Origin of the sequence: Desulfococcus sp. (assembly GCF_050178255.1) — a bacterium.
GTDB classification, from domain to species: Bacteria; Desulfobacterota; Desulfobacteria; order Desulfobacterales; family Desulfococcaceae; genus Desulfococcus; species Desulfococcus multivorans.
On the sequence record NZ_JBFXGG010000133.1, the window covers coordinates 1 to 7516 of the forward strand.

7 protein-coding genes and 1 pseudogene are annotated in these 7516 nt (G+C 57.4%); all 8 read left to right on the forward strand.

The features are described from left to right. On the forward strand, positions 1-467 hold a 467-nt coding region (locus tag AB7S84_RS15410; RefSeq protein ID WP_428155565.1), incomplete at its 5' end, for an HAD-IC family P-type ATPase. Positions 468-1053: 586 nt separating this feature from the next. Further along, positions 1054-1590 (forward strand): hypothetical protein, encoded by a 537-nt coding sequence (locus tag AB7S84_RS15415; RefSeq protein ID WP_428155567.1) that lies wholly within the window; start codon positions 1054-1056, stop codon positions 1588-1590. Positions 1591-1616: 26 nt separating this feature from the next. Further along, on the forward strand, positions 1617-3392 hold the full coding sequence (locus AB7S84_RS15420; RefSeq protein WP_428155569.1) for a two-component system sensor histidine kinase NtrB: 1776 nt from the start codon (positions 1617-1619) through the stop codon (positions 3390-3392). Continuing rightward, positions 3382-4740: a sigma-54-dependent transcriptional regulator gene (locus AB7S84_RS15425; protein WP_428155571.1), complete on the forward strand. Its 1359-nt coding sequence runs from the start codon at positions 3382-3384 to the stop codon at positions 4738-4740. The genes AB7S84_RS15420 and AB7S84_RS15425 overlap by 11 nt, the downstream gene beginning before the upstream one ends. Before the next feature lie 209 nt (positions 4741-4949). Then, entirely contained in the window at positions 4950-5576 is a 627-nt protein-coding gene (locus AB7S84_RS15430; RefSeq protein ID WP_428155573.1) for a c-type cytochrome, read from the forward strand. A 242-nt stretch (positions 5577-5818) separates the two neighbouring features. After that, the gene (locus AB7S84_RS15435) at positions 5819-6142 is read left to right on the forward strand and encodes a hypothetical protein (RefSeq protein ID WP_428155575.1); all 324 of its coding nucleotides are present in this window, start codon (positions 5819-5821) and stop codon (positions 6140-6142) included. Between the two features lie 267 nt (positions 6143-6409). Then, on the forward strand, positions 6410-6853 hold the full coding sequence (locus AB7S84_RS15440) for a hypothetical protein (protein ID WP_428155577.1): 444 nt from the start codon (positions 6410-6412) through the stop codon (positions 6851-6853). A 398-nt stretch (positions 6854-7251) separates the two neighbouring features. Continuing rightward, positions 7252-7516: pseudogene (locus tag AB7S84_RS15445) on the forward strand (IS1380 family transposase); the annotation flags it as partial.

Here is a 7516-nt window from a genome sequence, read left to right on the forward strand (position 1 = left end):
ATGGGTTGGTTGCCAAATGGGTGGCCGAGGAGATCGGGCTGGACGACTATTTTGCGGAGGTGCTTCCCAAGGACAAGGCCGAAAAGGTCAAGGCGGTGCAGAACAGCGGCCTGGTGGTCGCCATGACGGGAGACGGCGTCAACGACGCGCCCGCCCTGGCCCAGGCGGATGTCGGCATCGCCGTCGGCGCCGGGACGGACGTGGCGGTCCAGACGGCCGATATCGTCCTTGTGCGAAGCAATCCCATGGATGCGGCGGCCATCCTGGATCTCTCGCGGGCTACCTACCGGAAAATGATCCAGAACCTTGTATGGGCCACGGGATACAATGCCTTCGCCATTCCCCTCGCCGCCGGAGCGCTCTACACCTACGGGGTTCTGTTGTCTCCCGCCGTGGGCGCGGTGCTCATGTCGATGAGCACCGTGATTGTCGCCGTCAACGCGAGATTCCTGAAGATTGACAGATAGATCGACGGTACCGATCTATGGATTCTACCTCAAATACATATCTCTTCATAAGGATGATGCGCTGGTGAAGGCTTCGAATGCGAATCATATTTCGTCCTCTGTCAGGGCATTGTCCTCAGTCCTGAAGTCCGTTTCCGCGGTCCTTGTCGTGTTAGCGGGATTTTGCAGGATCCGATAGAAGGCGCTCCGGGAAACCAGGCCGGAGGCCCTTCAATGGGGCCGCACCCGCCGTACCGGGGACGACCCGGAAAATCGCGAAATTATTCCGCGCTTTCGGGCGTCGTAATGTTGGACGGTGGATCCACATCCTCTCCTTCCGGACGGCTTCCCGTGGAAAAGGATCCCGCCACACCCTCCGATGCGGGGCTTGCATTCAACAACCGGCCTCATTACCTTACCATAATAGGGTACCGGTTTCTGCATGGCACCGTTTTTGCTGTTCACTCTGACTGAACCGCATGATCACGGCAGCCGGATCGGGGAGGAAATGGAAGAAAAACGAAACGGTTCATGATCTCAATATGAACCATCTATGACACCGATATAAAATTATGATACTTAAACCCAACGGAAGAAAGGGAATCCCATGAAAAGATTGATCTGGGTTGCATCCATCATCGTCTGTCTCGCCGCGCTCTCGTTGACCGGACTTCATGCTGAAACAACGAAGGCGTCCGGAACATCTGAGAGCCCGCCCGCTGAATCCTCCGCTGCGAAGGCACAGCCCTCCGATGCAGGACAGGCGCCCTCGATGTCGGGCTGCCCCGGGATGCAGGGCATGCCCATGAAAGGGCACGGCAAAAGGTACGGCACCGGGTGCGGCATGATGCAGATGCGGGGTTGTGGTATGGGGCACGGATACGGCATGATCCATGACTGCCCCTGCCCCCGTTGCGGATGCCAAGGGCGGATGGAAATGAACCCGGCATCCCCCCTCACCCTCGATGACGCCAAAGCTATGGTGGAAGGTCGCCTGGCCTTCATGGGCAATCCCAACCTGAAAATGGGGGACGTCACCGACCAGGGTTCGCACTTCGAAGCCGTCATACAGACCCAGGAAGGCTCCCTGGTGGACAAGCTGATCATCCACAAGATCATGGGCTGGATGCGATCCATCTACTGAGCTGTTTCGATCCGATCCTCTGATCCATGCGCATCCTACAGCGTCGAAAACTCTACCTGCCCGCGCTGTCCATTGTTGCGGTGGTGGTGCTGCTTCTGGGCTTCATCGGCATCTCCACCTACCGCAACCTGGACATGAACCGCAAGAATGCCGGCGCCTTCGTCAGGCGGCAGGGACTGGCCATGCTCCAGGTGATGGAGGCGGGGGCGCGGGCGGGCATGCTCTCCTCCCGGTGGGAGGCGGATGTCGTCGCCCGGCTGATCGAGGAGACCGCCAAAAGCCCGGACATCGCCTACATCTATCTGGCCGATCGGGAGGGACGATACCTCCATCACTCCGATCCGGCGCTCGAAGGAAGGACGTCCGACGGCCGCCTCCCCATCCGGACCTCGGCGGGGACGACCGAAGACGGCGACCCCATGTTGGCGGAACATCTCGGCAAACTTCCCGACGGCACCTCCGTATATGAGTTGTCCAAACGCTTTACGCCGTTCCCCAGGGAGATGCTGCCGGCCATGTGCCCTTTCAACGGTTCGGAGCTGTGCCACCGGTGGGTGGCGCAAAACGCCGGCGTCCGTCTTGCCATTGGACTCCGGATGACGGCCTTCGAAGCGGCCCGGCGGGCTGACATCCGCCACGCCGTGGTCATGGCGGTCATCCTTGTCGCCCTGGGATCGGGGGCACTGTTTTTCATCTTCGTGATCCAGAACTACTACCTGGTCGACCGGACCCTTCAACAGACCCGGGACTACACCCGACAGGTCGTCGACCACATGGCCAATGGCCTCGTCAGCATCGATGCCGGGGGAATGGTCCTTTCCCACAACACCCTGGCCCTGGAGCTTCTGGGGCTTGCGGATGCCGAAATCGAGGGCGTCAATCTCGGCCGGATCATCGACTTCGACGCCGCCGGCGTGCGGAAAACCCTCACCTCGGGCAAACCTGTCATGGACCGGGAAATTCTGAGGCAGGACAGGAGCGGCGAAACCATCCCCCTGGCTTTGAGCAGCACCCCGCTGACGAACAATGCCGGCAGTATCACCGGCGCCGTCATTCTGCTGAGGGACTTGAGGGAGATCAAGCGCCTGGAGGCGCAGGTCCGAAGGTCCGAGAAACTGGCGGCCGTCGGCAAACTGGCGGCCGCCGTGGCCCACGAAATCCGAAATCCCTTGAGTTCCATCCGGGGATTCGCCCAGTTCCTGGGACATATCCTCAAGGACCACCCCCGGGACCGCGAATACGCCGCCGTGATGGTGAAGGAGGTCGACCGGATCAACCGGGTCGTCACCGACCTGCTGACCTTTGCCCGGCCCCAGAATGCCGAGGCGGAGGCGGTCGATCTCAAGGAGCTCGTGGACCACGTGCTCCGGTTGATCGAGGGAGACGCCCGAGAGGGAAACGTGATGGTGGGAAGACGGCTGCCGTCGATCGCGTCACAGCCGGTTCTGGACGGCGGCCAGATCACCCAGGCGCTGCTCAACCTCTGCCTCAACGCTCTCCAGGCCATGAACGGCGGCGGCGTGTTGAACATCGGCGCCGAGACGGACGAAAGGGGCGGGCTGATGCTCTGGGTCGAGGACGACGGCCCCGGCATTTCCCCGGAGTTCCAGGCCCGGATCTTCGATCCCTTCTTCACGACCCGGGACAAGGGGACCGGTCTCGGACTCGCCATCGTCCAGAAAATTGCAGAAAACCACAATGGCGGGATACGAATTGAAAGCCCGCCGCCTGGGAAACAGCGGGGATGCCGATTCATCATCTCCATTCCCGGAGCGATTCCGGAGGACGCCCGTGACCGCTGAAATTCTGATCGTCGACGACGACGCCTCTCACCGGCGCATGCTCGAAGCCGTGCTCACCGAGGAGGGATATGCCGTCACCCATGCAGCGGACGGCATTGCGGCTATAGACGCCGTATCGGAGAGATGGTATGACCTCATCCTGATGGACATCCGTATGAGCCGGATGGACGGCATCGAAGCCCTCCATCGCATCAAGGCCATCACCCCCGACATCCCCGTCATCATCATGACCGCCTACGCCGCGGTGGATACGGCCGTTGACGCCCTTAAATCCGGTGCCAGCGACTACCTCACCAAGCCTCTCGATATCGACGAACTCAGGATCCTGGTGGGAAAAACCCTGCGCTACGGGAGGCTAGAGCAGGAAAACCAGCTCCTCAGAGAGCGACTGGGCGACCGGTTCGACTTCGCAAACATCGTGGGCCATAGCCCACCCATGAAACAGCTGTTCGAAACCATTTCCCTGGTGGCCCCGTCGGAGGCCACGGTACTCATCTCCGGTGAAAGCGGCACGGGAAAGGAACTCATCGCAGGGGCGATCCACCAGAACAGCGACAGGAAGGATCGGCCGTTCATCAAGGTGAACTGCGCAGCCCTGCCCGAACCCCTTCTGGAAAGCGAACTCTTCGGCCATGAAAAGGGAGCGTTCACCGGTGCGGTCCGGAAAAAACAGGGCCGCTTCCAGCTTGCCCACACCGGCTCCATCTTCCTGGACGAGATCGCCGAAACCGCGCCGACCACCCAGGTCAAGCTCCTCAGGGTGCTCCAGGAGCAGGAATTCGAACCGTTGGGCAGCACCCGCTCGGTCAAGGTCGATATCCGGGTCATTGCGGCCACCAACCGGGACATGGCCCGCGAAATCCGGGAGGGCCGATTCCGCGAGGACCTGTTTTACCGCCTCAACGTGGTGGAGATCCCGCTGCCGCCCCTGCGAGATCGACAGGAGGATATTCTCCCCTTGGCCGAGCATTTCCTCAAACGGTATGCAGAAAAGAATCGCCGGATGATCAAGCGGTTCACGCCGGGGGCCGCGGATCTCCTGATGCGATATTCCTGGCCGGGAAACGTGCGCGAGCTGGAAAACGCCGTGGAACGGGCCGTTATTCTCTGCCGCGGGGATGCCGTCGGTTCCGATGATCTGCCGGATGCCCTGCATACCGAAGCGGGCGGAGAAAGGGCGGCCGAAGCGCCCCTGAAACCCGGCCTTTCGCTCAAGGAGATGGAGCGGCGGATGATTCTGAGAACCCTCGATGAGACCGGGGGCAACCGAACCCGTACCGCGGAAATCCTGGGCATCAGCCGAAGGACTCTCCAGAACAAGCTCAAGGAATACGGCATCAACCCATGAGCTCCTTATTTTTTCGTCTGCGTATACATGATTCGCCTGATTGAAACGAATGAAATATTAGAGTATGAATATATATAGGCTGATCACTTCGCGAAGCAACGACCGATGTCATGCAGCATGGCATATAAACATAAAAATAATCATTTGCCAATTTTCAAGGCTTTGTTTTCAAAACAATTTCCAGATATGCAACCGATGGGAGGTGAACCATGAAGCAGCTGCTGTCCATCCTTATCGCCGCCGCGATTGCGGGGGCGGGAGCGCTTCTGTACGCCTGGTCGGGCGTCTACGACATCGCCGCGACAACGCCCCACTGGGCCCTGACAACCTCGTTTATCGACATGCTAAAAGAACGCTCGATAGAGGGGCACAGCGGCGGCATCCAGGCGCCGAATTCAGATGACCCGAACCTCAGGGAAGCATCCCTTCCCCACTATCACGAGATGTGTCGGCGCTGTCACGGAGCGCCGGGACAAGCGCCCGAAGAGTTTTCAAAAGGCCTCTACCCGGCCCCGCCGAGCATGGTGTCCGGCCACATCCAGGAGGAGTTGAGCACAGCCGAAGTCTATTGGGTCATCAAACACGGCATCAAGATGACCGGCATGCCCGCCTTCGGCCCGACCCACAGCGAGGATATCCTGTGGGGGCTCACAGCCCTGGCGACAGAGATGCCCCGGATGAGGCCCGACCAATATCGTCAACAGATCGAGACGGCCGGCTCTGCGGAGCGGACGGCCCATGGACACTCGCACGGCGGATCGAATGTCGATGCAGATCCAGACCACGGCGGGCATAAACATACGGGCAACAGCGACGCCGTGGAAACACATGACTGATGGAATCTCGCGGCGCTCCAGCCCATTCAGGACGCCGCGCCACCATACGCGACGTTGAGCAGAACTTAATTTTCGCCTTTGTGTAAAATTCCCTGGGAGCCTATCGCAGGCGTCCTGCTTTACCCGGCGTTCGGGCTGCTTGCTGTTTAGCTCGATGATCGCGGCGGCGACCATGAGCTTCAGCGCAGTCTCGGTCATCAGCGAGGCACGACGGTTGCGCCAAAAAAATTTGGAGCGTTATAATGAAACCCAAGCAGAAAATACTCGAATTTATCCAAAGCGCATACGAAGACAATGACAAGGACAAATCAAGCTCAACATCCGAGGCCATAGACCCGAACGATCGAGAGATCGTCCGGGAACTATTCGACGGCATGAGCACCGGTACCGCCAGGATCATCATCGAAAAAAAGATCGATCTCCGGATTGCTGAAGAATACAAAATCGAGGGGCTTGAAAACAAAGGCCGCTATTACGCTGCCCGCATCGTTGGACCTGACGGCAATACCATCCAGCGTCTACTGGTAGACAAGCAGACTGGGAAGGTCCAATTCACAGGCCGGTAGTGCTCATGACGCAATTTAAATGCCGGCATATGCCCTTAGGCAGCAGATACATGGACACCACCGGTGACCCATCACGACGGGATTGGGTGGATGAACCAGGGCGGATGGAGCGGCGGATATCACGGAGAGTATGGGCATCCAAAGGTTTTTTCAACAGCGGCAATGGCTGTTGATGGAAATGAAACAGCCGCAAAAAACTGATCCATGATCAGTGGCGTGAAGGGCTGTATATATATTAAATCCAAGTCAATTGAGGGAGGTTGAATCATGAGCAAGAGAATCTTGTACTTCTTGGTAATTTCGGCATTGGTCTTTTCTGCAAATTCTCTGAACGCCGGCCAAACAACTGCGGATGATAAGACGGGCCAGGCAATGGCGGATATGCAGAACCAAATGACGCAAATGCATGGACAAATGGAAGCCATCCGTCAGACAGAAGATCCCCAAAAAAAGAAGGTGCTGATGCAGGAGCACATGCAATCCATGCTGGAGTGCATGAAGACCATGCGCGGAATGGACACCGGAATGATGTCGGGAATGAAGGGTCATGGCCACATGGACGGCGGCATGATGACAGACAAGCCGATGTCCGGGGAAATAATGCAGCAGCGAATGCAGACGATGGACAAACGTATGGACATGATGCAGTCGATGATGGAACAGATGCTGGAACATCAATCGCAGCAAACGGATATGATGCAACAGCAATAAAGACCTGCCCCATTGTGAAACCGGGGGAAGCCTCTACACAGAGGCTTCCCCCGGCCGCACCCCATGTCTTTCGCAAAATTATGTAGACGTAAGACGTAACCTTATTTTCAAAAAGAATCTGCGTGTTAAACAGATTGATCTGCCCCAAAAGACTGGACATGCCGGGTTATAACGTAATAGACGCAAATAACCACAATGATCTGAGCCGGAAACGATCATACAAGTCTCTTCGCCTGAAAAGTTTCGATAAGAACGCTGATGGTATCATTAGAATAGAACGACGAAGAAGATCAGCTATAACCTAAAACTTGCATCATCATAGTATCTATTTGTTTATAACAGGTTAAAAATATGCTATTATTGCCTCTAAAACAATACTTTAAGGAGGCATCGAATATATGCGCAGATTCCATGTCCAATTTTCCGAAAAGAACCTCACCGGCAACGCAGGGCTCGTACACCTGGGGCGCTTTGCAGAAAAGCTTGGGTTGATCAAGATGCTTCAACAGCACATCAGCATACAGCGCGGCGACACTGCCATATACCGCCCCGCGGATGTCGTCATGATGCTGGTCATGGGCGTGCTTGCCGGCGCGAAGCATATCAGCCACCTTGCGATCCTTCGGTCCGACACGGCGATTCGTCACCTTTTCAAATGGAACG